Consider the following 25716-nt stretch of genomic DNA (forward strand, 5'->3'; position numbering starts at 1 on the left):
GTCTTCCATAGTTATCCTATCTTATTTTAGACTACAATTGAAAACGGTGTCAATTTCATAGAACCGAAACTTTGTTTACAAGGCTTCATCTGCTGTACTATAATTTTCATGTCTAATACTGAAACCGGGGAGATCTGTATGAACAACCAAAAAGCTCTTGAAAACTGGCTGCTTGCCGGCTGGGCTGCTTCCTTTGTCTCCACTCTCGGCAGCTTGTATTTCTCGGAAATTGTCGGCTTTGAACCTTGCCAGCTGTGCTGGTACCAAAGAATTCTCATGTATCCCCAAGTGATTCTTCTCGGACTTGCAGCTGCAAGAAAAGACTATAGCATCGCCTTATACAGTCTTGTTCTTTCCTGCATCGGTGCTGCCTTCTCCATTTATCATTATGGATTGCAAAAGGTTCCTTTCCTGGGAGACCATGCTGCAGTTTGCGGCAGAGTCCCTTGTACCGGAGAATACATCAACTGGCTCGGATTCATTACCATTCCGTTTCTTGCACTCTCTGGATTTGCCATCATTATTGTTTCAAGCATTATGATTTTAAAAATACGAAAGGCAGGCCGTTGAATTGAAAAAAATCCTACTATTCGGAGCCATTTTTGTCGTTATTTTTGGCGCTTTAGCCATTGTAACCAATATGCAAAAGAAAGAAGCGGTCAAAGGGAACCCTTACGGAAAAACGACCCTTCACCCTTCTACTGAAGCCATTTTGGACGACCCTAATTACCAAAACAATATTCTTCCTGATGAACTCGAGAAAAAAGTTAAAAGCGGGGAAGACTTTATTGTCTACTTTTACGCTTCAGATTGTTCGTACTGCAAAAGAACGACCCCTGTCCTGATGCCTCTTGCTGAAGAGATGGGCATTGAAATTGATCAGTTTAATTTAAAGGAATTCCCTGATTATTGGGAAACCTATGGCATCACAGGAACACCGACACTCGTTCATTTTAAAGACGGAAAAGAAGTGGCAGCATCTGAAGGTGAAAAAACAAAGGAACAGCTTGAACCTTTATTAAAAGAGTGGTCAGGAAAATAAAAAAACACGGAGCGCATTCTGCAGCGTTCCGTGTTTTTTATTAGATTGGCTTTGTTAAAGCATAGTGTTGATTTTTCACATCTGTTGATTGGAGCGGAAGGCGTGAGACTCCGAGCTGAGAGCAGCGGGACAGGTGAGACCCCACAGTCGCGAAGCGATGAGGAGGCTCACCGCCCGCCCCTGGATGAGCGAACGCCTGCTAGCTGCAATCAACAGCCAAGTTTAACAGAACTATTAGATTAAATAACGATTAGCGGCTCTGCCGTACTTATTAAAGGAGCGCTGCAGGCCGCTTTCATGAAAAAAATCCGGCAGCTCCAGCGGAAGATGGTAGCCGTAGCTGTTCAGGATTTCAAGGTTCCTGCTATATAAGCCTATGTATTTTTGCTGCTCGGTTTGATCCCGGTTTTTCAGCACCGCAATGAGCGTTTGAAGACTCGACATAATCTCAAATGCCTCTTTTAATGTACCATTGTATATTCTTGCTTCTTCAGAAGGCTTTAGAGCCGACTCACTTTCCAGCTGACTGATTTTTTCCTCGCTTAAATAAAGAGGAAACACCTCATAATAAAGTTCCTCCACCAGTTCTTCAATGTACTGCTCCTGCTCATTAGTAGAAGCTTGAACAATTTTCATGCAACCCATCCTTCCCCTGCTGATTGTGTATCCAGAATAGCACAGGAAGTCCGCTCAGTTGACAGGTAAGTGTTTCCTCGTTTGCGGTGCCTGCTCCTTGTCCGTTATACTTTTCCTAATGATTGAAACAGAACGGGGAGAATGGACTGTGAAACGAAAAGGCACATGGCTTGAGTTTCAAGCTGAAAACAAGAATCCGATGCATGTAAATGAATGGCTCCGGGAATCCGTCAAGGCTTCCCAAGGGGTCATTTCCCAATACCGGAAACAACATGGATTGATGGTAAACCATGCTTCCATAGGCTCCGCCAATCCAATCGTTGCGGCAGGAGACACTGTCGCATTAGAGGTCTTCAGACAGGAAAAAGACGGCACCATACCTGAGTATAAAGAGCTTAGCATTTTGTATGAGGATGACCACCTCATCGCCATAAATAAACCGGCCGGAATGAAAACCCACCCGAACGAACCGGGTGAAACCGGAACTTTAGCCAACGCTCTTGCTTTTCACTACATGATGCAGGGGGAAGACACTCCTGTTAGGATCGTACACAGGCTTGATGAGGATACGACAGGGGCCATCCTCTTCGCCAAGCACGCATTATCCCAGGCCATTATGGACCGGGACCTTCAGGACCATTCCATTTTCAGGACCTACTCTGCTGTGGTTAACGGAGTGCCGGATCCGCCGGCAGGAACGATTGCTGAGCCAATTGGAAGAGACCGCCATCATCCATCCAGAAGAAGGGTATCTCCAGGAGGGCAGGCCGCGGTCACCCATTATGAAACAGTAAAAGTACTAAACAGCTCAGCATTATTGAAGATCCGGCTCGAGACCGGCAGAACGCATCAGATTCGCGTCCATCTAAGTCATATCGGCCATTCTATCATTGGCGATCCCTTGTATGGGCGTCCTTCAAGCAAAATCAGCAGACAGGCGCTGCATGCATCTGCTATAAGCTTTCGGCATCCGATTACAGGAGAGGACCTCCTGCTGACTGCCCCTTTTCCGGAGGACATGAAAGAGTGGGAATAGGGTGATAAAAAGGAAGGAATGATGGGATAATTACCTGTAGCAATTGAATTCTCAGCTTAGGTGATTGAATTCTACGTTTAGATGATTGAATTCTACGTTTAGGTGATTGAATTCTACGTTTAGGTGATTGAATTCTACGTTTAGGTGATTGAATTCTTAGGTTAGGTGATTGAATTCTTAGGTTAGATGATTGAATTTTTTGGTTAGGTGATCGAATACTACATCCAGGTGATTGAATTCGAATCCATGGTGGTCAAATTCGATTTTCGCAGCCAAAAAAATTCACTTACTGTCGGCCTTGACCACCCTGAATGAGTTTCCGCTCCATCTAAAAAGCCGCCCGTACACCGGGCGGCTTTCTTATTTTTCATTATTAGAAGTCAAAATTATCAGGATCCGGACCGACACGCTTGTCTTCGTTCAGCGCATCAATTTTTTCCATATCTTCTTGAGTGAGCTCGAAATCAAAGATATCTGCATTATCTTTAATGCGGTGTTCTTTTACGGATTTCGGAATCGTTACAACTTCACTCTGGATGTCCCAGCGAAGAATAACATGGGCAACGGATTTTCCGTGCTTGTCAGCGATTTCCTTCAGGACAGGTTCATCAAAAAGCTGCCCCTGCATGAGCGGAGACCAGGCTTCCACTTGAATTCCGTTGTCCTTGCAGAATGCACGGACTTTCTCCTGTGCAAGCTTCGGATGGAATTCAATCTGATTTACCATTGGGGTTACTTCCGCATCCTTCATCAGGTCTTCAAGATGATGCACCTGGAAGTTGCTGACGCCGATCGCTTTGACTTTCCCCTCTTTGTACAGCTTCTCCATCGCTTTCCATGAATCTTTGTACTTGCCTTCCACAGGCCAGTGAATCAGATAAAGATCCAGGTATTCAAGACCAAGCTTTTCCAAGCTTTCATCAAACGCTTTTAAAGCTGAATCATAGCCTTGATCCGCATTCCATAATTTCGTCGTAATAAAGAGGTCTTCGCGCGGTACTCCGCTGTCTTTAATGGCTTGTCCAACGCCTTCTTCATTTTTGTAGGCTGCTGCCGTATCGATGCTGCGGTAGCCTGACTGAATCGCGGTTTTGACGGAATTGACAACCTCATTTCCGTCTTCCACCTTCCAGACACCGAGTCCAAACCAAGGCATCTCTGTTCCATTATGAAGTGTTACGGTTTCCTGCAAACTTTTAACCATTATCCTGACTCCTCTCCATTACCGTTTATCGAAGACAATTATCCTTTAAGTTGCAGAAAATATCAAAAAGGATGCCTGTCCTCTATATTCAAACTATTGAATTTATATCAGCCCTTTACATACGGTTTATAATCAATCCCAGTGTTAACAAGGTTTCTCTATCGTTTTGTTACATTTGTGTCAGAAGAAGGTCTTTATACCCCTCTACTATGACACGAGGTACTTGTATAGACATATCGGTTTATTTTTCAATTAGAGAGGAACTGGTTCCACATTTTGTGAAAAACGTTTTCAAAACCTTTATGAGAAAGGTATTAAGGTATTTTGACCTGTATGTTTCCGCTCATCCTCTCATACAAAAACTGGATTGCGGAATTATGTGATTCCATCTATATTTTGACTTGTGCAGCGATGAACGTACGCATTGTCTGTAACTTTCTTTTTACGAGGTGGAAGATGAAAAAGTCACAACGCATGTTTAAAGGAGTCATTTCCGCTTCCCTTGCGATGGGAATGGCAGCAACAGCACTTGCTCCAAGCGCACAGGCTGTTACACAGCCGGAGCCGGATACTCCGCTTGCAAAAGACAATTTGGAAAAATTATCTGTTAAAGGCATTGAAAGGCTTGATAACGGGGTTAAATTCGACCTTGGAAACAAAGATGCTTTCATCCGTCTTTTTGCAGATGATCTTGCGAAAGTATCCATTCTTGAAAAAGGCAAAGAAGAGTACACATCCCGCGGAATTGCAAAGAAAGATTGGAAGACTCCAAGATTCACAGCGAAAGATAAAGGCAATGTGTACGAGCTTAGAACAAAAGAACTTATTATTCATATTAAAAAAGATACGTTCGGCGTAAAATTCATGGATCACAAAGGCAATGTGATTAATGAAGATTATATGAAAAACGGAAGCACTTCCGGCTATGAGAACGGCAAACCATACGTATACAAGAAAACCGATGAAAATGAAGCATTCTACGGTTTTGGTGAACAAGCAGGATTGAACCTGAACCAGCGCGGCGAAAGCATCGGCATGTGGAATACAGATGCTTACGGCTATGACAAGGACACAAAATACATCTACACAACGATTCCTTTTTTCATCGGTCTTAAAAATGAGAAAGCTTACGGAATCATGTTTGACAATACTCACCGTTCATACTACGAAATGGCTTCAGAATCTGATGATTACTACTACTTCTACGCTAACGGCGGAGACCTTACATACTACTTCATGAACGGTCCCGAAATCTCTGATGTTATTGACCGCTACACTGAGCTGACCGGTAAACAGGAGCTTCCTCCGGAATGGTCCATGGGACTTCACCAGAGTAAATGGGAGTACAACGCAGATGAGATCGTAAATGTAGCAAAAACTTACCGCGATAAAAACATCCCTGTTGATACAATGCACTTTGACATTGATTACATGGATGGCTACCGCGTATTCACTTGGAACGATAAATTTAAGGATGCTCTTAAACAAGTTGAAGCGATGGAAGGCTTCCACACAATCGCGATTAATGATCCTGCTGTAAAAGTGGATGAGAACAATAAGTCTTACCAAGAAGGTACGAAAAATGATTACTGGGCAAAAAATGCAGACGGAAGCAATTTCGTAGGACCTGTATGGCCTGGAGACTCCGTATTCCCTGACTTCTCAAAAAAAGAAGTACGTGACTGGTGGAGCAAAAACCATACTGCATTATTTGATGAAGGAATCGACGGTGTATGGAACGATATGAATGAACCGGCGGTCTTCATTGATAACGACAAAATGCACCATACATTGCCGCTGGATGCATACTTCGGCTACGAAGATAACAAAATCCTTCATACTGAGTATCACAATATTTACGGCCATGATGAAGCAGAAGCTACTTACAATGCGTGGGGCTTGCATAAACCAAACGAGCGTCCTTTCGTTCTGACACGTGACATGTATGCTGGAACACAGCGTTACTCTGCTCTATGGACAGGCGACACAGTCAGCACATGGGAACATTTACAGATGTCCCTTCCTAGCCACATGAACATCGGAATGTCCGGTGTAGCGAATGTAGGAACAGATATTGGCGGATTTGCACAGCGCCCAACTGCTGAAATGTACGCCCGCTGGATCCAAATCGGATCTCTGTATCCGTTCTCCCGTATCCACTATGATAGTGATGCAAAAGCAACCGTTAAACAAGGACAGGAGCCTTGGGCATTCGGTCCGGAAGTTGAAGCGATCAGCAAAAAGTATATCGAACAGCGCTATAAGCTTCTTCCATACCTGTACAATGCATTCCAGGATGCTGCAGAAACAGGAAAACCGGTTCAGCAGCCACTCGTGTATCAGTTCCAGGAAGATGAAAAAACATACAATATCGCAGATCAGTTTATGTTCGGTGATTCTCTGATGGTTGCACCTGCTTTGAAAGAAGGACAGACATCACGTAATGTTTACCTGCCTGAAGGCCACACATGGGTTGATTTTGTTTCTGGAAAAGAATACAAAGGCGGACGCACGATTCACGTGAGTGCGAAGCTTGAAGAAATGCCGATGTTTGTGAAAAAGGATTCAATGATTCCTACCCGCGACGTTCAGCAATACACAGGTGAGAAACCGCTTGAAAACCTTGTTCTTGACACATACCTGGACAAAAAATCAGAATACCGCTTCTACGAAGATGATGCTGCTACTCTTGATGCAAAAGAAGATGGTGAATTCAACGAAACGAAATTCACTGTTGAACGCAAAGGCAAGCACAATGTAGTATTCAGCCAGAAGAAACTGACTGCAAACTATGATGATTCAAAACTTGAGCAATACACTCTTAAGCTTCATAACGCAGAAAATCCAAGAAAAGTAACAGCCGGAATGAAGAAATATAAAGCTGTAAACTCTGTGGATAAAGTGACAAACGGAAGCCGCACATACTTCTTCGATGAAAAAACGAAGACTTTGTATGTGAGCATCCCAGCTAATGAAAAGCGCGATGTAAAAATCCGCTAAGCAGAAGCCCAACCTTTAAAAGAGACTGCCGGTACAATGCCGGCAGTCCCTTTTCTTATCTGGAGGAAATTCCGATGAAAAGCAAGCTGCGCACAACCGCTGTTTCAGCCCTTATCCTGACAGTTCTGGGTATGTTCATTCTTTATCTTTCCATCTCGCCAAAGCCTAGTCCGGAACCGCAAAAAAGGATGGCTGCACAGCTTGAAATCAATAAGGCACGGTTTGATCCCGGAGAAACTGCAGCTTTTTCCTATCAATCCGGTCGCCGCCCAAAACAGCGTACGGCTGTTATCCGATATTATCATTTAGATAAACAGATTGACTCTCAAACAATCGCATTAAAAAAAGGAAAAACGGAGTGGAACTGGGTCCCTCCCACTGATGACTTTAAAGGCTACCTGGCAGAGACGCGTATTGACGGGAAACGTCATACAATTGCCATAGATGTTTCAAGCGATTGGAGCAGGTTTCCGAGGTACGGCTTTCTATCGGATTTCTCTGCTCAGGCAGGCACACAGTCCAGTGAAATCATTAAGGATCTCAACCGCTATCATGTGAACGGCCTGCAATTTTACGACTGGCATTATAAGCACCATGATCCTTTAAAAAAAGCTGGCGGAACGATGCAGGATTCCTGGCAGGACATCGCAGGGCGGCAAGTATCTGCAGAAACATTAAAACGCTACATCGAGCAGGCCCAGTCTCACGGCATGAAAACGATGGCTTACAATCTGCTTTATGGATCCTTTGAGGATGCCGGACCGGATGGAGTAAAGGATGAGTGGCGGGTATATAAAGACCCCCGCCATGAAACACAAGACCTGCACCCCCTTCCGAAAGAATGGCAAAGCGATGTGTATTTGCTTGATTCCGGGAACCGCGAGTGGCAGGACTATATCATCGGCAGACAAAATGAGGTATACAGTGCGCTTCCGTTTGACGGCTGGCATATTGACCAGCTTGGCCCCCGCGGAGAAGTGTATGATTACGCAGGAAAGCAATTGCAGCTTGAAGAGGGATTTGATGAATTTCTTCATCATGCAAAAAGCAAAGCTCCTGAAAAATCCCTTGTACTGAACGCGGTCAACCAGTATGGGCAAAAGCAGACGGGTACGGCACCGGTTGATTTTATGTATACAGAAGTATGGGATGAGTATAAAGAGTATGGCGACTTGAAGAGAATCATCGATGAAAACGCGGATTACTCGGGAGGCAAAAGCACCGTTCTTGCTGCCTATATGAACTATCATCTTTCCAAACAGCAGGAGGGTCTTTTTAACACACCGGGCATCCTGCTCGCGAACAGTGTGATCTTTTCAGCGGGAGGCGCCCATCTGGAGCTTGGGGAGCATATGCTTTCGAGCGAGTATTTTCCTCATGATAACCTGCAGGCAGATGGAGGGCTGAAAGAGAAGCTGACTGTTTATTACGACTTTCTGACGGCCTATCAAAACCTTCTGAGGGGCAGCAGCATGAAGGAAACTCCACTGGATATCCAGTCTTCTCCTGCTGTCAGGAACAAGCCTGAAAAAGGGAGCATATGGGGTTTTTCAAAATCTTCCAATGAGAGGCGCATGCTTCATTTTATAAACTTTACTAAGGCAAATTCATTGGAATGGCGGGATACCGGCGGCACACAGGCTGAACCAGGCAAGCTGGAACGATTTGAAATGACAATAAAAGAAAGCAGGCCTGTCCGGAAAATATGGGCTGCCTCACCTGATTCAAGAAAAGCGGCCCCTGTACCGGTCCATTTCACTCAAAAGGATGGAGAGGTGAAACTTACCCTCCCTTCTTTAAACTACTGGACAATGGCCATATTTGAATTTGAGCAGTAACCGGATGATAAATAAAAGCAGGAGAACCCGTATGGGTGTTCTCCTGCTTTTATTCTTGTGAGGACTTTCGCCTGCATGCATCAGAACCGGCGGCCGGAAGTGCTTTATAGCACTTCAATAACTCCCCGGACTTCCTTTATCATACGCTTCCTCGTTTCTAGATTTGCTCCGTTAACTGCGTACAAAAATTGGTGAGTGACCGTTTCAATCCCGCACATGTGAAAGATGCCGTAATCCATTACTGCCTCCATCGCCATTGACAGCTGTGAGGGCTTCAGTGCCTGTTCAGGCTGTCCGGTCGTCTGAAAAACCAGCCCTCTTTTTCCGTTCAGGAGTCCTTCCGTACCGTCTTTGACTGTGCGGAAAGCAAAACCGTTCGTTAAGACCCGGTCTGCATAGCCCTTCAGTATAGCGGGCATGCCGCACCACCAAGTAGGAAATATGAAAACAAGCGTATCTGCCCATAACAGATAAGATTGCTCCTCCAGGATATCCTCTGATACCTGCGTCTGAAAAAATTCGGAGTAATTATCCTCATGCAGCACAGGCTGAAACTGAATGCGATATAAATCTCTCAGCCTGATTTCCGCTTTCAGGATTTTCAGCTCTTCTATTACCGCCTCAAGAATCTGCCCGCAAAAGCTGTCCTGCCTTGGGTGGGCATATATGATCAGGGTCTTCATTTACAGAGAACTCCCTTGGAATGATGAAATCATTCGTTTGTACGTATCCTTCTGTATTATTCACCCTGACAGGCAGCTTATACATGATCCTTGCCGGCTAAGTTTTTTGCTTTCGCGTCAACCTGTTCAACAAAGGAAGAAACCTGCTGGATGGAGGCGCTGATTTGTTCAATGGCAGATGCAGCGGAGGCAATTCTTTCTTCATTGTTCTCATGCTGCTCCTGCAGGGAGCCAATTATGCTTCCTACCTCGCTCCCCTTCGCTGCAAACTGATCAAAGCGCTCTGTAACCCTCCCCAGATGCTCTTCGCTTTCCGCTTGAATGAATGTCATTTTGTCAAAGTCTGCTGTCGTTCTCTCAATCACAGCTACGCTCTCATTGACTGTCTCCGATGTCTGTTTAAGAGAAGCGGCAACTTGTTCTTTCGCATCGAGAATCTCTCCAAGGATATCCTGAATAATGTGAGAGGACTTGGAAGATTGTTCGGCAAGCTTTCTGACCTCATCCGCCACAACAGCAAATCCTTTTCCATGCTCTCCTGCTCTTGCTGCCTCGATGGCTGCATTCAATGCAAGAAGATTGGTCTGATCAGCAATCGTTCTGATTGCACTTAGCACCTTCTCCACCTCAGAGGTTTTCTCTGTTAATACCTGCACATGCTGAATCGAGCTTCCGGAAGAGTGCTTCACTTCATTAATGCTTTGAATGGCATGAGTCAGATGCTGTTTATTGAGCTGAATCAGACCGTTCACTTTTCCGGAGTAATCTGAAATCTGATCCGTCAGGTCTTTAGATGCCTTCAAATCATTAACCATTGACTCCATTTCTTCAGAAGATCTTTTCATATCCTCCTGAAAGCGGACTGAATCTGAATGAATCGTTTGGACTGCTTCATTGATCTGCACCACTCCGCCGCTCGTATCCAAAATATTGGAATTGAGCTCTTCCACATGGCCGCCGATCTCAGCTGAGGCTTTCCTGTTCACCTGCAGTACTTGATCAATCTCATTTTTAAGCTTTTCGCTCTCGCCAAGCATTTTATCAAAGCGGTTTGTACTGCTTGACAGCAGCAATCCGACAAACAGGAACTGAAGTCCATAGTAAATCGCGGTCATAATGCTTCTGTACATGCTCGTTTCAATAACCAGCGGATCAGCCAGGTAAAGATGCGCGAACTGGGCCGCCAGCACCAGAGGCAGAGAAACGATGAATGCTTTTTTCATTAGTTTTGAATCTGCAAAGAGAGCCGCAATTCCAAGGGGAACGAGCCAGACAAAAGGGACGTTTACCCATGAATCTGTATTCAGCAGGAAGGCAAACACAGTCATCGACCAAACGGAAAGAACTTTAAACTGTTCTTCATTCTTCTTCCATCTATAGTGCAATGCTGGAATTAAAAACAAAAGGAAATAAAAATTATAAGCGACATTCATAAAAGTCCATTCAGGCATCCCATATAGAATTTTCTGGACGATGCTGTTGGCAAACATAAGGATTCCGGCAATCAAAAACAGCCGGTTAATAATTCTTGTAATCTGCTGGCTGCTGCTGCTTTTCATTTGAGTTCCTATCACTAAAAATCCCTCTCCTTTTCGATCTCACTTTAATATATATCGGCAATATCAGAAAAATTTTCACTCTTTCATTCAAGTTGATAGGAAAATAGTCGATATAACTATAGAACTATAAAAAGGAGGAATCGCTTTGATCAAAAAGGCATTATTTTTCGCTGTTGCAGCTGTATTTCTTTACACAACCATCATCCCAAACCATTTGCTTGCCGAGGTCTCCGCAACAATTCATAAAGGGGATCCAAGCTTCCCGGACACTTATGAACAGTCCAGAGACCGTTTCAGGACTTATGATACAGTTCTATCAAAAAGATGGAGTGAAGTATCAGAAACAAGCATTCCCGTCTCTGAAGCGGAGAACTTGAGCATTGACCTCCTGAAGGCTGAAGCAAATGCCTCAAAGGATACACTGATTGTGTTATCGAGCGGCACACATGGAATTGAAGGGTACACAGGGTCTGCTATGCAGGATCTGTTCATGAAGGATTTTGCGGGGAAGCTTAACCCGGATACAACCGGCGTGTATTTAATCCACTCCATCAATCCTTGGGGAATGAAAAACAACCGCCGCTACAACGAAAACAATGTAGATTTGAACCGTAACTTTATCAGTGACTGGAGTACGTTTGACCTCAATGTAAACAAGACGTACAAACAGCTTGAAAACTTTTTTGAACCGGAAAAGAAAATTGGGAGCATTGTCAAACATGATGCGGAATTTACCGCTTCACTTGCTAAAACCGCTCTCACAGTCGGGACAGATCAGGTGGAAAGCGCACTCCTTACCGGACAGTACACAAATCCAAAAGGAGTGTATTACGGCGGATCCCGTGATGAGAAATCTACCGTTTTAATGAAGCGGGAATTCAATAGTATCTTGGAAACAGATTATAAGCAGATTATCCACATTGATCTGCACACTGGCTACGGTCCACGCTACCAGATGAGCATTTTCAGTTCTTCGGCTGAAACGCTGACTCAGGAAGAAGCGGAAGCCGCATACAGCTATCCGCTCGTCTTCACACCAGATTCAGAAGAATATTATGCATCAACAGGGGACCTCACAGAATATTTCACGGCTCTTGCAAAAGAAAAGGCACCTGAAAAAACGTTCTACTCGACTACCTTTGAGTTCGGTACACTTGGCGATGGAACGGTTGACTCCATCCAGTCACTCAAACGGACAATTGAAGAGAATCAGCTGTATCACTACGGGGCAAGCAGCAGCCTTTCACGTCTGATCATAGAAGGCCGCTACAAAGAGCTGTTCTACCCGCATGAAAACAAATGGCGCAGCAAAGCCACCGCTGACTTCTCCCAGGCACTCACCGGAGTCCTTACTTATAAAAAAGCATTATAAAAAAAGCAGGAAGCTTCTATAGAGGCTTCCTGCTTTTTTCCGTGCCGGGCTGCCTGTCAGCAGCTTACATTCCGGTTCAATTGTGCAGTCCGTATGACGCTCCAGCTACCTGGGACGCTCCATTGAAAATACTTCCCCGATTTTTCCGTATTTGGTTCCGGCCAGACGGCTCACTGCTGCAAGTTCCCTTTCCATGATTTTACCTTCTTTGTACACACCTTTTTTAAAATGGTAATGGACCACACGGCCGATGACGAAGTCAACAGCAGGCTCGTGCTCTGTTCCGCCAAGCTCTATATGTTTTTCGAGTATGCATTCAAATCTGATTTTTGCCTCTTCCACCCCCGGCACCTGAACCTGGCTGCTCGGTGCGAGAGTCAGTCCGCTGATGTCGATCTCACTCTGATCCGGCGGCAGCGGTGCTGAGGTTTCATTGATGCTTTTTACATTTTCTTCGTCTGTTACATGAATGACAAATTCTCCGCTGTTTAATATGTTTCTAGCAGTATCCTTCATTTTCCCTTCTGAACGCTGAATAGCGAGAGTCAGAAGCGGAGGGCTCGATGAAGCTACATTAAAAAAACTGAATGGTGCTCCATTCACTACATCTTGCTCTGTGATCGACGTTACAAACGCAATGGGCCTTGGGATTACACTTCCAATCAGCAGCTTATAATTTTCAAGCGCTGATAAATCATCTGGACAAATGGATATCATTGTTAACCATCCTTTCGAGAAACGAAACATTACATTGTACCCTGATACCCTTATTTTTCCGTCTGTAATCAAGAACCGTTCGACACGATTTTGACAGAGCCGGATGACAGCGTTACAGTGAGGACATTAACTTTATGAGGTGAAAAATGGAACTAAGACAGCTGAAATACTTCGTTGAAGCAGTTAAACAAAAAAATTTCACAAGAGCTGCTGAAAAAATGCTTGTCTCCCAGCCTGCGTTGAGCAAAATGGTCAAGTCACTCGAGGATGAACTCGGAGCTCCGCTGATCATCCGCAGCCATAAAGGATTTGCACTGACTGATGCGGGTGAGTCTGTCTACCGGCACGCAGTGAGGATGATGAGTGTAGAGGAGGACCTGCTTTCCTCCGTAGTAGATGTTCAGGGGCTGAGCAAAGGAACAATCAGAATTGGGATTCCGCCGATTATTGGAAGCTTATTTTTCCCAAAGGTGCTTGCGGCCTTTCATAAAAAACATCCGGGCGTTCAGATTCAGATTAAAGAATATGGTGCCAAAAAAGTAGCGGAAAGTGTGCTTGCCGGTGAAATCGAGATGGGTGTGGCTGTGCTTCCAGTGGCAGAAGAGCACTTTATCGTTCACCCGCTCATCGATGAAAAAATGGTGCTGCTTGTCAATGAGAGCCATCCGCTTGCAGATGCGGAAGAGGTTCATCTGTCCAGTCTCCAGCATGAAGACTTTATTTTTTACAGTGAAGATTTCGCCCTCTATGAGCTTGTGAGAGAATACTGCATCAACGCAGGATTCGAGCCGAACATCCTTTTCCAAAGCTCTCAATGGGATTTCATGTCGGAAATGGCAGCAGCGGGGCTCGGAGTGACCATTCTCCCCGAATCAATCTGCAGCAGGATAATAGGAACCCGGATTAGGAAAATCCCCATTCGGAACCCTGTCGTTCCATGGCGCCTTGCTGTTATCCAGGCAAAAGATACGTATACGACCTATGCAGGACGGGCCTTCATCGAATTTATCATCGGCATGAAGGATAGGCTGAGAATGTCTGAATAAAGGTTTACCCTAACCATAACCAAAAGTTATAAAAGGGATAATTTTTATATATTTCACGAATAATCCATCACTGTGTTACGGTTATTGCAGAGTCAATACAAAAAGGAGAATCAAGATGACTAAATGCAATGACCGTCACAAGATTGGCCTTGACAAGCTTGGAGAATACACGCTGCACAACAATGATGACATTTCAACCCACCTCCGCATCGTCGAGGAGCTGAAGGATATTGCCCCGGATGTAGGGGAGATGATTATTAACTTTGCATATGGAGAGGTTTATTCAAGAGAAGGACTGACAAATAAACAACGAGCGCTCGTTACCATTTCTTCCCTTGTAACACAGGGCACGGAGCCGCAGCTGGAGCTTCATATAAATACCGGACTGACAGCGGGACTGACACCTAAGGAGATCACGGAATCATTTATCCAGCTTGTTCCTTATACTGGGTTCCCAAAAGTTCTTAACGCTTTAACCGTTGCGAAAAAAGTATTTTCCCAACGCGAAAATTCGTAGCAAAGAGCCTGACAGGCTCTTTGTTTTATGAGAAAGGAGGTACCCATGAACGTCATCCGTATCATCATTCAAATTGGTTTCATTCACTGCTTTTACTTGGGGGGAGTTTGGGTGAAGGAAGTGCTCTCCCTTCCGGTTCCTGCTGGAATTCTCGGAATGTTTTTTCTCCTGGCAGCTTTATTCCTCCAGATCATCAAGCTGAAATGGGTCGAAAAAGGAGCTGCCTGGCTGCTTGCTGAACTGCTGCTGTTTTTCGTTCCTTCTGCAGTTGGGATTGTGGATTATCACGAATTATTCGGATGGCTTGGAATTAAGATGCTGGGCATCATTCTGGTCAGCACCTTGATTGTTATGGGAGCTACCGCATTAACAGCAGAGCGCATCCATCTCCGCAGAAAGAGGGCACTTCATGCTAATTAAGCTACTCGCGGCTGCCACCATCACATACATGCTGTATCGGATTAGTAAATGGCTATACAGAAAAACCGGCTTTCCCCTTTTGCACCCGCTTCTGATCACTCCGGGTCTTTTAATCGTGCTAATCAGCGTGTCGTCTGTTTCTGCTGCACAATATACAGAGGCATCCCGCCTTCTAACCTACATGCTTGGCCCTGCCACTGCAGCATTTGCTGTTCCGATATATAAACATGCCGGGCTGATAAAGAGGTACACGAGGGAAATCTTCTTCAGTGTAACGGCAGGTTCTGCTGCCGCCATTCTTTCCTCCTTCCTATTTGCATTTTGGGTGCACCTGAACGGGGATTGGATGATCAGTATGCTTCCAAGGTCCATTACCACCCCCATCGCTATTGAGGTATCCAAAGAGATAGGAGGGCTGCCGGCTTTGACCACGGCTTTTGTCATCCTTACCGGGATTATTGGCGGCATGATTGGCCCTGCCATGATCAAATGGCTTCCCATTCACACACCTATTGCAAAAGGGCTTATGCTCGGAATGGCTGCCCACGGAGTAGGAACGGCAAAAGCCATGGAATACGGGGAACTGGAAGGGACATTTTCCAGTCTTTCTATGATTCTTGCCGGATTTATAACCATCCTGTGGGGGTACTCTCTTATTCCATTGCTCATCCTCTTCATCTCATAAAAAAAAGCTTGCACCTTGGATATAAGGGCAAGCTTTTTCTCAATTAATCAAGCGGGAACTTAAAGAATGGATTCAAGCTCCGCATACAACTCTCCCCTCTGCCTTTCAAGCCTGGGAATCTCTTCTGAAAGCGGAGACGCTCTTAATATCCGCTCAATTTTCATCTCCAGCTGAAGCAATTCGTTCTCAAGCTCTGCAGCTGTTTTTAAGGCAGTCCTCTCCGTGGGACGCTTTTCATTCATTTTTTCTTTTGCGTACTTATAGCTTCCTTCAAAAAGGTGGAGGTTCCCGCCGGCAAGCCAGGCTGTTTTCGGAAACAGCTTTTCTAAAAAATAACGGTCATGGGAAACAGCCAGAACGGTCCCTTCAAAATGCTCAATCGCATCCTCCAGCACTTCTCTTGAATCGATATCCAAATGGTTGGTTGGTTCATCGAGAATTAGAAAATTCAGGTCCAGCTGCATGAGCCGGGCAAGCTGAAGCCTCATTTTTTCTCCCCCGCTCGCACCGCTCATCTTCTTAAAGACGGCCGGCCCGTAAAAGAGGAACTTGGCAAGAATATGCCTCGCTTCAGCCTCGGTGATGGGAAGCCCCTCCCGGAAAAACTCAATCAATGTCATGCTTCCTGCGCAGTCCGGAATCACCTGCTGGGAAAGGTAGCCGAGCCGGACACTGCTCCCTATAACGGCTCTGCCGGTATCTGCTTCTTCATCTCCAAGGATCATGCGGAGAAGCGTTGACTTTCCTGAACCATTTTCCCCAACTAAAGCGAGCCGTTCGCGGTAATGCACCTCCAGGTTCACACCAGAGAAAAGCTCGCGGTCACCAAAGCTTTTTGATGCACTCTCAATTACAGCTGCCCTTTTCCCGCTCCGTTTCGTCCCTTCAAAATGAAGGTCCATTTTTTTCTGGTCAACCACTGGTTTTTTCAGCTTTTCCATCCGCTCTAAAGCTCTTTCCATATTTCGGGCTCTCTTGTGCAGGCCTTCGCTTGGCGGATTGGCCCGGTTGGCCCATTCCCTGAGGCGCTTGATCGCCTCTCTCATCTTTTTTATCTTTTTCTGCTGCTCCTGGTAGGCCTGAAACTCCAGCAGAAGCTGCTTCTGCTTTTCTTCTGTATAACGGGAATAATTCGCATGGTACACAGTTATTTCTCCATCTTCCAGCTCCATAATCCGGTTGACCGTCTCATCCAGAAAGTAACGATCATGCGAGATCAGGAGCACTGTTCCCCGATATTCCTTTATAAATTGCTCAAGCCACTCTACAGCTCCAACATCGAGGTGATTGGTCGGCTCATCCAGCAAAAGGAGATCAGGCTCCTCAAGCAGGACCATCCCCAGTCCAAGCTTCGTCTTCTCACCGCCGCTCAGGCTCCTGAACTCTTTCCCGAGAAGTTCTGCAAGCTTTAGCCCCTCTGCTACCTTCGTAAGCTTAGCTTCCGATTCATAGCCTCCCAGACGCTCAAACTGCTCTTGCAGACTGCCATACTGCACCAGCACCTTTTCAAGCTTTGCAGACTCCATGTCTGCCATCTCGGTTTCAAGCAGGGTCAGCTTTTCCCTGATGGCCGTCAATTCAGCGAATGCCCGGCGGAGTACATCCTCTCCCGTTTCATCCGGCCGTGCCTGAGGAATCTGTTCCAGGTAGGCGATTTTCGTCTGCTTTTTGATCGAAACCGTTCCGCTGTCAGCCTGCTCCATCCCCTTCAGCAGTTTAAAGATTGTCGTTTTCCCGGTACCGTTTCTCCCTACAAGACCTATTTTTGCATGCTCCTGAACCTCTAGATCCAGGTTAGTAAAAAGGAGATGCCCTCCAAAGGATTTTGACACATTTTTCATTGAACAAAGAATCATATTCATTCTCTCCCTTAATCAAGTGATTGATTAAGAAGATCCCATATTAAAACAGGATCAGCACAATTCGCCCATCCCGGCCTTTAAAAAAGGGTATAAAAAAGAGAGCCCGCAAGCTCTCATAACCGCACATTTTTTAGGCAGATAAGAGTCTTCTTAACATTCCGGTCATCCTATTCAGCTGCGAAAAATGGACAGAGCTGTCCCGTTGGCTGCTGAATCATGAAAAATCGCGCGGCACAAATAAAGGAAAGTCAATCTCTCCGGCCTTGCAATTCCAGAATGTTTCATCTCTTATCCACCTCCTTCGAACCTTGATTATTCTCAGTATATACAGTTTTTTCTTTTTTGACAATATTCACATTTCAAAAAAATCTGCGGCTGCTGGTGTTCGCTCCAATAGACAGAAGAGCAAAAAAAAGAGCACTCCGGTTTGAGTGCTCCTTCTAATAAAGCTCTTCATACGGGAGAATGAGGGTGACCCTTGTTCCTTCTCCGTTCTGGCTTTCTATTTTAATTTCTCCATCATGATTTTTCAGGATCTCAAGGCTGACAGCCAACCCAAGACCCTTGCCGTCTTTTTTGCTGCTTAAAAATGGAGTGAAGAGCTTTTCCAGCAGCTCCTGGCCCATTCCGCAGCCGTTATCTTCAACGGATATTTCGATGGTTTCAGATTTAAGTGTTGTGAAAATTTCAATTTGGCCACCGCAGTCTTCCAGAGCTGTAAAGGATTCCATTGCGTTTCGGACTATATTTAATATCGCCTGCGTTATTTTTTTAGTATCTACATGCAGAACAGGATTCTGGATGCTTGCCTGGTAATTGATGAGGCAATTGAACGATACAGCTTCCTTCTTGACGACCAAAGCAGCTTCATCCATCAGCTGGGAGAGCAGGATTTTCCTTTTGGACATAACAGGCGGCCTTTCATCAAAAAGGTATTCGTACAGATCATGATTGGCGCGGTTTAAGCCCTCAAAAGTCAATGGTCTTTCAGCAGGATCAATCAGGTGTGGCTTAACCTGGTTGAAAAAGCCCTTTATGCTTGTGAGCGGACTTGTCAAATCCGTCGAGATGCTGGCTGCAAGCTCTTTAAAGGAACGAAGATGATGATTCTGTACAGCGAGTTCCTTCATTTCCTTTAACGACTTTTCAAGCTGTGTATTCTTTTCCATCAGAGACAGATTTGCCTTCATCAAATCCGATTCCAGGTTCTTCATAGCCTGGTAGACAGGCTCCAGAGATTCTTCTTTATTGATGCAGAAAATGTGAATGGTATCCTTATTCTCATACTGGATGTATAGATCAAACAAGCAATGAGGCTTGCTTTTCGTTTTCATGTTGAGCTCCACTTTAGAAATGGAAGGAGTCTCGAGAATAAAGGATGCCGCTTTCTTTTTGCTGCCTATTCCGACAAGCTCAATAAAATTAACAGCTCCATCGAACTCGTTCATCGTCCTTTTTGATACAGACAATATATTTAATTTACGGTCCACCATAAAATATGAAAAAGGGATTTTTTCATATTTGCTAGACATTAATTGCATTTCCATGCTGAACAGTCCCCATATATTTGATTAAATCCTCGATCTCGGTTAAATTGCGTATGATCATCGTGTTGGGAGGGCAATGAAACTCAAGATCGTGGTTTGAAGCGAGTTTTCCTCCGACCATGATGGCCGGTCCGAACGGCAGCTGCTCGAGTGCCAATATATATTGGTTAATCGCCGGCAGATGATATGGAATGTTGGCAGACAGCCCAATTACATCCGGTTGAAACTTTTCTGCATATTCCACTGCCTCATTCAGCGGGAGACTGGCGCCAAGACACTGGGTTTCCCAGCCGTGTTCATGAAAATAGTTGGACACCATATGAATCCCGAGGTCATGCATTTCTCCGTCAACACATAAGAACATCGCTTTTTTTCTTCTCAAAGGCCTGACTTCAGGTGTTTTTCTTACCGAATGGTAGTATTTATACGATAGCAGAGTCTTGCAGACATGAGAAGCAATGTGTTCGTCCGCTACTGTTATCGCATTTTCTTCCCATAGCTCACCGATAAAATACATGCATTCCTTCAAGGCATCATAAAACGCCATGCTGTCTTTTCCATACGTGGCCGTCTCCAGGTAACTCCAGGACTTTGCCACATTCCCGTTTAGCATATACCCGCTTAATTCCTCTACCTGAATATTCATTTTTCCTCACCTGCCTTTATGGTTTTCTTTCGCGGAAGACCACCTTTCTTAAAGGGTAACATATGTGCAAATATTAAGATATGTTCATGCTTATTTCAGAAGTTGAGTAATATATATACCCGATCAGACAAACAAATAAACTCCGGGAAAAAGGGCCGCGGCACATGGTCTGCCGGCCGCCTACTTTTTGCAGATGGCAGCCGGTATAATAGGAAGGCTGTAAGAAGCGTATGTTTAGAGGTTGATTGGGGAGAAAAAGATACATTGTTTTACATTCGCTGCTGACTCGTATAAACCCTTTGTCAAGAAAAAATATTTATCTCTGTTATACATGCATCGTAACATAATCGATATTCCAGGTCATGCTTTTCATCCTTTCCTTACATAAAATTAATCACTCAGCTGAATAATAGTTGAAAGATACCCGTACGTAAAAGGGAGGGAAGAAGATGAACTCCGGTCAGCAGCTTTCTGGAAACCTGAAGCAAAATATACAGTATGTAAAGAACATTCTCCATCCGATGGAGGATCTGGCCTTTCACTCCATCCTTCTCCCTTCCGAACCTTCAGTTGAAGGCTGCCTGATCCGGTTAAAAGGAATATCGGATGATGCAAAAGTGACAGAAGAAATCCTGCACCCCATCCTGCTTTCCGGAAACATCCCATTAAAAAGGGATTTTCTAAAAAAACTGACCAAGCAGATTCTTGCCAGCGACCTTTCCCTTGGCTTTACAAGCAAGGAGGCTGTACAATCCATTCTCGAAGGGCATACGGTGCTCCTGATCGATGGCTACCAAGGCTTCATCGACCTCGAAACATCAGGCGGCGAGCACAGGCCGGTTGAAGAGCCTAGTTCACAGCTTGTAATCAGGGGCCCTAAGGAAAGCTTTAATGAAACCATCCGGACGAATGCCGCTTTAATTAGAAGGAGGCTGAAAACCCCCCATCTGAAGCTGGAAGAGCTTCATGTCGGAAAAATAGCCGGGACAAAAGTAAACATCATGTATCTCGACAACAAAGTAAATAAAGAAACGCTCCGTCTTGTCAGGAGCCGCCTGACCAATAACGAAGCAAATATCACGATGGAATCCGGTTATCTGGAGAGAATTCTTGAAGACCATCAAATCACTCTCTTCCCTACTATTAATAATACGGAGCGTCCGGATGAAGCAGCCAGCAGTCTTCTTGCCGGAAGGATTGCGCTTTTAATTGACGGCACTCCCTTTGTTCTTCTCTGCCCTGCGAGCTTTAAGCACTATTTTCAGTCGCCTGAAGATTTATATCAATCAAACATTGCAGGAAAACTGATCCTTTATTTAAGGTATCTTTCTTTTTTCCTTTCCCTGTTTGCGCCTGCGATATATGTCGGGATGGTCACGCATCATCAGGCACTGATCCCCACTTCTTTACTGATCAGTCTGTATTCACAGAGGGAAGGCGTGCCCTTCCCCGCTATAGTAGAAGTCCTCTTAATGGAGGTTACCTTTGAAATATTAAGAGAGGCAGGTGTACGGCTTCCGCGGGCAATCGGACAGGCAGTATCCATTGTAGGAGCGCTTGTCATCGGCCAGACTGCGGTCCAGGCGGGGATTGTTTCTACCGCAGTCGTGATTGTCGTTTCCATTACAGCGATCTCAAGCTTCACACTGCCTAATTACAGTCTTGCCATTACTGCCCGGATTGTCCGGTTCATTCTTATGTTTGTCACGTATTTTCTCGGCTACTATGGGCTTATACTGGCCACGTTTATCCTGCTCGGACATCTTTATCACTTAACAACACTCGGTACCCCCTACATGGCAAAAGGGAACCAGGCCGGAGAGGAGGGCGGCGGATGAGGAAATGGATGTTCCTGCTGTTTTGTCTTCCTTTGCTGTCTTCCTGCGGAACCCAGCAGGAGCTCAATGACCTTACCATTGTCATCGGAATGGGAGTGGATGCTGCAGAAGAGGGCTACCAGATCACCCTGCAACTCGTAGATCCAAGTGAAATCTCATCTGCTGCAGGAATTTCGCCAGGCGGGAAGGCTGTGCCTGTCATTAACATGGTCGGCAAAGGGGCTTCCATCAATGAAGCGTTTCAGGCTGCTGTCTCTAAAATCTCAAGGAAAACGTTCTACAGCCACCTCGCTGTAGTTGTCATCGGAGAGGATCTGGCGAAAAGGGGAATTGGCGAGATGATCGAGCATCTGGAGCGTGGCTCTGAAGTCCGCAGCAGCCTTCTCATAATGACAGCCAAAGACCAAACCGCACTAGAGGTACTCTCTGCTCTCCCACCGCTTACAAAGGTCCCAGCTCTTTCCGCACTGGGAAAAACAGAAAACAACCTTGAGAATTTCAGTACGGTAACAAGAATCAACATCATTGACTGGGCAAAAATGAATAACCAAAGCGGCATGGACGCATTCATGCCTGGAATTTATAACCATGGCGATCCAAATGTATTCAAAAGGAAGGAAAACATTGAACAAAGCGAGCCTTATTCTACAGCGGTCGGTTACACCGCTGTCTATGGAAAGGATACAAGGCTCAAATACTGGCTCGGGCCGGAGGAAACGAAAGCACTGCTGATTGTCCATAACCAGGCCAAAAGAGCCTATATCAACACTCCCTGTGATCACGAGTACGTCTCTTATCTCCTTCCTTATGTGAAGTCAGAATCAAAAGTAAGGTATACAGAAGGAAAAGTAAAAATCCGCGTTAATGTCAAAACAAGAAGCGAGGTCTTTTCTCTCGGCTGCTTAAAAGATACGAAAATGTCCAGAGCTGTTATAAGGGATTTAGAGAAACAGATGACAGAAGAACTGGAGAAAGAAATAACAGACGCCATTGCGGCATCACAGCAAAAGCAATCAGATATTTATGGCTTTGGAGAAATGCTATCCGATAAAAATCCGCAGCAATGGAAGAGCATTAAAAACCAGTGGCCTGAACTTTTCGGACAGGCCGAGATAGAGGTACATGCAGATACAGAGCTTCTGCGCGGCGGCGTTGTTGAAAGTCATATATAGTGGGGGATGAAAAATGCAAAGAGTATCCGGGAAGGAGCTGTTTTATTTAATCTTTATTTATGAAATCGGCAGCGCGATCCTTCTCGATCCTGCTAAAGGGGCCATGAAGGATGCTTGGCTGGCTATTCTGCTCGGATTTCTGGCAGCGATTCCTCTCCTTCTTATGTACATCGCACTAACCAAAGTATCAGGAAAAAAAACGCTGACCGGCATCCTGATTTTTTTGCTCGGAAAAAAAGCAGGGAGCTTGGTCTCTTTCCTGTATATCCTCTATTTCCTTTATATATGTTCACGTGTTTTGAGAGATTTTGGAGAATTGCTGATCATTACCGCTTATAACGAAACCTTCCTCATTGTAATCAGCAGCTTCATGATGCTTACCGCCATGTATTTTTCCATCAAGCCGTTTAAAGTGATCGCAAGTGCCGCGGCCCCAATGTTCTACTGGATCACCATCCCTTTCGTATTAGTCGTCATGTTCGAATTCATGTCGGGCATCGTAGATGTAAAAGAGATACTCCCTGTAGCGGAGCATGGACCCATGCCCATCCTGAAAACCATATTTCCGACTGTCCTGACCTTTCCATTCGGTGAAATGGTCGTCTTCACCATGTTCTACCCACTTGCCGAAAAAGGGGTGCGTTATATAAGAATTACGCTTCTTTCCGTCCTGGCATCTGTCTTTGTCCTAAGCCTGACCGCGTTTCTTCACACCGCCATTCTTGGTGCCAAGCTTACTAAAAACTTCATCTTTCCCATCCTTGCTACAGTGTCCCTTATCAATATCTCAGACTTTATTCAGCGGCTTGATTCTCTTATCGTCATCCTTATGATTGTCGTTGGTTTCATTAAGGTCCTTCTGTTCTTCTTTGCAGCAGTTAAAGGGACCTGCGAAGTAACGGGAACGAAAAATAAGGTTCCTGTCTCAGTTATTTATGGGATCGCCATCATCTTCGCCTCTTTGTTCATCGCCAGCACTCAGTATGAGCATTTTCAGGAAGGTCTTTCCATCGTCCCCCTATTCCTGCATGTTCCATTTCAAATTGTCATTCCTGCACTGCTTTTATTGGGCTTATGGCTGAAAAAAAAGAGAAAAGGGAGCAAACATGAAACGTTTAAAGAAGCTTAAAAACATGGTGAATGAACTTAAAACGATCTTCTTCGCCTTAAGCGCAGTTTTCTGCCTGTACATAGGCATCATGGCGCTCGATTACTTTCAAGGGTACTCTTCCGAAATGATTTTTAAGACCTTTACGTTTGAACTGAAAACCTCCACTATGAACGACTTTTTCTCTCTTCTCGTTTTCTTCCTGCTGATTGCTGCTTATCTGTACCTGACTTCTGTGAAGAAAAATGCTGAAGGGAAGAAGTAAGCCTTCAAGCGGCCCCTTAAACAATAAAAAAAGCCCGGTGCATGAACACTCACGCACAGGACTTTTGCTTTTATGCCGTCTGTCTGGCTGCTTCTTCTGAGGCAGCAGCCGGTGACTTGGCCTGTTTTTTTATTTTTGGCACAGGCAGCAGGAAAGTAGTCAGCGGGATAAAGGTAATAAGTCGAATTGCCACTACACAAATCAGCATGACTGCGATGAACATCGGGGCAACGAATTGAAAATTCCAATAAACTTCCGGAAGGTGCCTTGCCATCAAGTAGAGCACCATTGGATGGATTAGATAGATCCCCATGGAATATTTTCCGATCAGTACAAGCGGCTGTCTGATAACCGAAAGTTTCGATAATAGAGGATACATTCCAATTATGGCGATGCTCAGAAGCGGGATATTCGCAAGCATTGATAGCCCGCGGTTGGATATATACCCCTTCATATTGTATTCAATGATCGCTCCAGCTGCGACAGCAAGGGCGAGGAGAGACATCATCATAGGCCGTTTCAGTGCATAATTGCGTATTCCCTCCCAGTAATACGCAAGGAAGGCACCAAAAGCGAAATAGAAGATCCAAATAGGCATGAATGCTTTACTGGCAATAAACTCCCCGACAGGTCCGTCAAAAGGCGGCTGTAATCCGTACAGATTGTAGCTGATCAAAAAGGAGACAAAAAGGAAGATCAGTATGGTCGTCTGCGTCCGGAACAGCTTTTGAAGAAGCGGGAAAACCAAGTAAAATTGAACAACAATGGAAATAAAGTAAAGGTGATAAAAAGCTTTTCCCTGAAGGAACCCGCTGATCTCTTCAAGTGGATTTCCAATACCCTGTCCATTATAAATGTATAGCATATACCGGTAGGCCACGCTCCAAAGGATGAATGGAATAATGACTTTTGCAAAACGCGACTTCAGGTATTTGCCCATTTGAAACCCTTTATTGCGCACTTGGAAAAACAGGAGGAAACCGCTGATGACAGCAAAGATCGGTGTCCCGAACCGGCCGATCTGGTTCAGAAAGTACGAGAACCCATCAAATGTATCATTGTTCATCCCAGCGTTGGTTGCGGATACGTGAACGGCCACAACAGCTAAACAAGCAAAAGCACGAAGAAAATGAATTTCAAACAAATACGCTTTACTTTTTTTCTGGCTGGCTTCAGATGCCATGACTATCACTCCTTTAAATGTGAGTTCCTCCATCATTTTAAGCTACAATGCAAGCCAAATGGACGCGTTTCAGGAAAAGGATTCTTTTGGCTTGTTTTTGCCACAAGGCCTTAAGATACACACATTTTTATGTAAGCGCTATCTGGTCAATGAAATCAAATAAGCCGATAGTCACCATTTGAAATCGTCTGATAAAAATGATGGTTTTGTCATCTTTTGCCGAAAGAAAAAAAGCCCTTTTGTACAGCTCATTCGTTGAAAACTATAAAAATTTTGTCGAATTAAGTCGTATCACCTCCCCGTTCTTTACCATAGTAAACCGTACAGTAGACACCAGAGG

At 44.9% G+C, this 25716-nt stretch carries 24 protein-coding genes; 14 read left to right on the forward strand and 10 right to left on the reverse strand.

Going from position 1 to position 25716, the window contains the following annotated elements; all coding sequences use genetic code 11:
- The first annotated feature begins 138 nt into the window (after nt 1-138).
- Both GKZ89_RS08480 and GKZ89_RS08485 read left to right on the forward strand, forming a co-directional pair.
- Nucleotides 139-570, forward strand: a complete 432-nt coding sequence (locus tag GKZ89_RS08480; protein WP_155111978.1) for a disulfide oxidoreductase — start codon at nt 139-141, stop codon at nt 568-570.
- A gap of 1 nt (nt 571) precedes the next feature.
- Nucleotides 572-1042, forward strand: a complete 471-nt coding sequence (locus tag GKZ89_RS08485; RefSeq protein ID WP_155111979.1) for a thioredoxin family protein — start codon at nt 572-574, stop codon at nt 1040-1042.
- Nucleotides 1043-1276: 234 nt separating this feature from the next.
- Here GKZ89_RS08485 and GKZ89_RS08490 read toward each other — a convergent pair whose 3' ends face one another.
- A complete protein-coding gene (locus GKZ89_RS08490) occupies nt 1277-1678 on the reverse strand; it encodes a DUF5365 family protein (RefSeq protein ID WP_155111980.1) in 402 nt (133 codons plus the stop codon).
- A gap of 148 nt (nt 1679-1826) precedes the next feature.
- Between GKZ89_RS08490 and GKZ89_RS08495 the strand changes: the two genes are divergently transcribed.
- Nucleotides 1827-2714, forward strand: coding sequence for an RluA family pseudouridine synthase (locus GKZ89_RS08495; RefSeq protein ID WP_338324905.1), 888 nt, complete (start codon nt 1827-1829; stop codon nt 2712-2714).
- Nucleotides 2715-3087: 373 nt separating this feature from the next.
- Here the strand turns inward: GKZ89_RS08495 and GKZ89_RS08500 are convergent, their stop codons facing one another.
- A complete protein-coding gene (locus GKZ89_RS08500) occupies nt 3088-3918 on the reverse strand; it encodes an aldo/keto reductase (RefSeq protein ID WP_155111981.1) in 831 nt (276 codons plus the stop codon).
- A gap of 456 nt (nt 3919-4374) precedes the next feature.
- On the opposite strand from GKZ89_RS08500, the gene GKZ89_RS08505 reads away from it, so the two are divergent.
- Nucleotides 4375-6918 (forward strand): glycoside hydrolase family 31 protein, encoded by a 2544-nt coding sequence (locus GKZ89_RS08505; RefSeq protein ID WP_155111982.1) that lies wholly within the window; start codon nt 4375-4377, stop codon nt 6916-6918.
- A 74-nt stretch (nt 6919-6992) separates the two neighbouring features.
- Nucleotides 6993-8756, forward strand: a complete 1764-nt coding sequence (locus GKZ89_RS08510; protein ID WP_155111983.1) for a glycoside hydrolase family 66 protein — start codon at nt 6993-6995, stop codon at nt 8754-8756.
- A 104-nt stretch (nt 8757-8860) separates the two neighbouring features.
- Here GKZ89_RS08510 and GKZ89_RS08515 read toward each other — a convergent pair whose 3' ends face one another.
- Nucleotides 8861-9439, reverse strand: a complete 579-nt coding sequence (locus tag GKZ89_RS08515; protein WP_155111984.1) for an NAD(P)H-dependent oxidoreductase — start codon at nt 9437-9439, stop codon at nt 8861-8863.
- Between the two features lie 77 nt (nt 9440-9516).
- On the reverse strand, nt 9517-11013 hold the full coding sequence (locus GKZ89_RS21480; protein WP_338324906.1) for a methyl-accepting chemotaxis protein: 1497 nt from the start codon (nt 11011-11013) through the stop codon (nt 9517-9519).
- Nucleotides 11014-11143: 130 nt separating this feature from the next.
- Between GKZ89_RS21480 and GKZ89_RS08525 the strand changes: the two genes are divergently transcribed.
- The gene (locus GKZ89_RS08525) at nt 11144-12370 is read left to right on the forward strand and encodes a M14 family metallopeptidase (RefSeq protein ID WP_155111985.1); all 1227 of its coding nucleotides are present in this window, start codon (nt 11144-11146) and stop codon (nt 12368-12370) included.
- A 105-nt stretch (nt 12371-12475) separates the two neighbouring features.
- Here the strand turns inward: GKZ89_RS08525 and GKZ89_RS08530 are convergent, their stop codons facing one another.
- Entirely contained in the window at nt 12476-13087 is a 612-nt protein-coding gene (locus GKZ89_RS08530; protein WP_155111986.1) for a flavin reductase family protein, read from the reverse strand.
- Nucleotides 13088-13233: 146 nt separating this feature from the next.
- Between GKZ89_RS08530 and GKZ89_RS08535 the strand changes: the two genes are divergently transcribed.
- The 4 genes from GKZ89_RS08535 to GKZ89_RS08550 all read left to right on the forward strand — a co-directional run bounded on the left by GKZ89_RS08535 (nt 13234) and on the right by GKZ89_RS08550 (nt 15755).
- Nucleotides 13234-14133 (forward strand): LysR family transcriptional regulator, encoded by a 900-nt coding sequence (locus GKZ89_RS08535; protein WP_155111987.1) that lies wholly within the window; start codon nt 13234-13236, stop codon nt 14131-14133.
- Nucleotides 14134-14248: 115 nt separating this feature from the next.
- The gene (locus tag GKZ89_RS08540; protein ID WP_155111988.1) at nt 14249-14650 is read left to right on the forward strand and encodes a carboxymuconolactone decarboxylase family protein; all 402 of its coding nucleotides are present in this window, start codon (nt 14249-14251) and stop codon (nt 14648-14650) included.
- A gap of 45 nt (nt 14651-14695) precedes the next feature.
- Nucleotides 14696-15070, forward strand: coding sequence for a CidA/LrgA family protein (locus GKZ89_RS08545; protein WP_155111989.1), 375 nt, complete (start codon nt 14696-14698; stop codon nt 15068-15070).
- The gene (locus GKZ89_RS08550) at nt 15060-15755 is read left to right on the forward strand and encodes an LrgB family protein (protein WP_155111990.1); all 696 of its coding nucleotides are present in this window, start codon (nt 15060-15062) and stop codon (nt 15753-15755) included. The genes GKZ89_RS08545 and GKZ89_RS08550 overlap by 11 nt, the downstream gene beginning before the upstream one ends.
- A 59-nt stretch (nt 15756-15814) precedes the next feature.
- Here the strand turns inward: GKZ89_RS08550 and abc-f are convergent, their stop codons facing one another.
- The 4 genes from abc-f to GKZ89_RS08565 form a co-directional block, all read right to left on the reverse strand.
- Nucleotides 15815-17611: a ribosomal protection-like ABC-F family protein gene (gene abc-f / locus GKZ89_RS08555; protein WP_155111991.1), complete on the reverse strand. Its 1797-nt coding sequence runs from the start codon at nt 17609-17611 to the stop codon at nt 15815-15817.
- 177 nt (nt 17612-17788) lie between these two features.
- The gene (locus tag GKZ89_RS21485) at nt 17789-17902 is read right to left on the reverse strand and encodes an RAxF-45 family protein (protein WP_338324907.1); all 114 of its coding nucleotides are present in this window, start codon (nt 17900-17902) and stop codon (nt 17789-17791) included.
- 155 nt (nt 17903-18057) lie between these two features.
- Nucleotides 18058-19164 carry an ATP-binding protein gene (locus tag GKZ89_RS08560; RefSeq protein ID WP_155111992.1) on the reverse strand — a complete coding sequence of 369 codons (1107 nt, stop codon included), beginning with the start codon at nt 19162-19164 and terminating at the stop codon, nt 18058-18060.
- On the reverse strand, nt 19142-19810 hold the full coding sequence (locus GKZ89_RS08565) for a cobalamin B12-binding domain-containing protein (protein ID WP_155111993.1): 669 nt from the start codon (nt 19808-19810) through the stop codon (nt 19142-19144). The genes GKZ89_RS08560 and GKZ89_RS08565 overlap by 23 nt, the downstream gene beginning before the upstream one ends.
- 449 nt (nt 19811-20259) lie before the next feature.
- Between GKZ89_RS08565 and GKZ89_RS08570 the strand changes: the two genes are divergently transcribed.
- The 4 genes from GKZ89_RS08570 to GKZ89_RS08585 are packed head-to-tail and all read left to right on the forward strand — an operon-like array spanning nt 20260 to nt 24193.
- Nucleotides 20260-21648 (forward strand): spore germination protein, encoded by a 1389-nt coding sequence (locus GKZ89_RS08570; RefSeq protein ID WP_155111994.1) that lies wholly within the window; start codon nt 20260-20262, stop codon nt 21646-21648.
- A complete protein-coding gene (locus GKZ89_RS08575) occupies nt 21645-22820 on the forward strand; it encodes a Ger(x)C family spore germination protein (protein WP_155111995.1) in 1176 nt (391 codons plus the stop codon). Before GKZ89_RS08570 ends, GKZ89_RS08575 begins: the two co-directional genes overlap by 4 nt.
- Before the next feature lie 13 nt (nt 22821-22833).
- Nucleotides 22834-23949 (forward strand): GerAB/ArcD/ProY family transporter, encoded by a 1116-nt coding sequence (locus GKZ89_RS08580; protein WP_155111996.1) that lies wholly within the window; start codon nt 22834-22836, stop codon nt 23947-23949.
- On the forward strand, nt 23927-24193 hold the full coding sequence (locus GKZ89_RS08585) for a hypothetical protein (RefSeq protein WP_155111997.1): 267 nt from the start codon (nt 23927-23929) through the stop codon (nt 24191-24193). The genes GKZ89_RS08580 and GKZ89_RS08585 overlap by 23 nt, the downstream gene beginning before the upstream one ends.
- A 70-nt stretch (nt 24194-24263) precedes the next feature.
- Here the strand turns inward: GKZ89_RS08585 and GKZ89_RS08590 are convergent, their stop codons facing one another.
- Complete coding sequence (locus GKZ89_RS08590) at nt 24264-25376, reverse strand: acyltransferase (protein ID WP_162356610.1); 1113 nt, start codon at nt 25374-25376, stop codon at nt 24264-24266.
- Nucleotides 25377-25716 lie beyond the last annotated feature (340 nt).

It is taken from the genome of Metabacillus mangrovi, assembly GCF_009711125.1.
GTDB classification, from domain to species: domain Bacteria; phylum Bacillota; class Bacilli; order Bacillales; family Bacillaceae; genus Metabacillus_B; species Metabacillus_B mangrovi.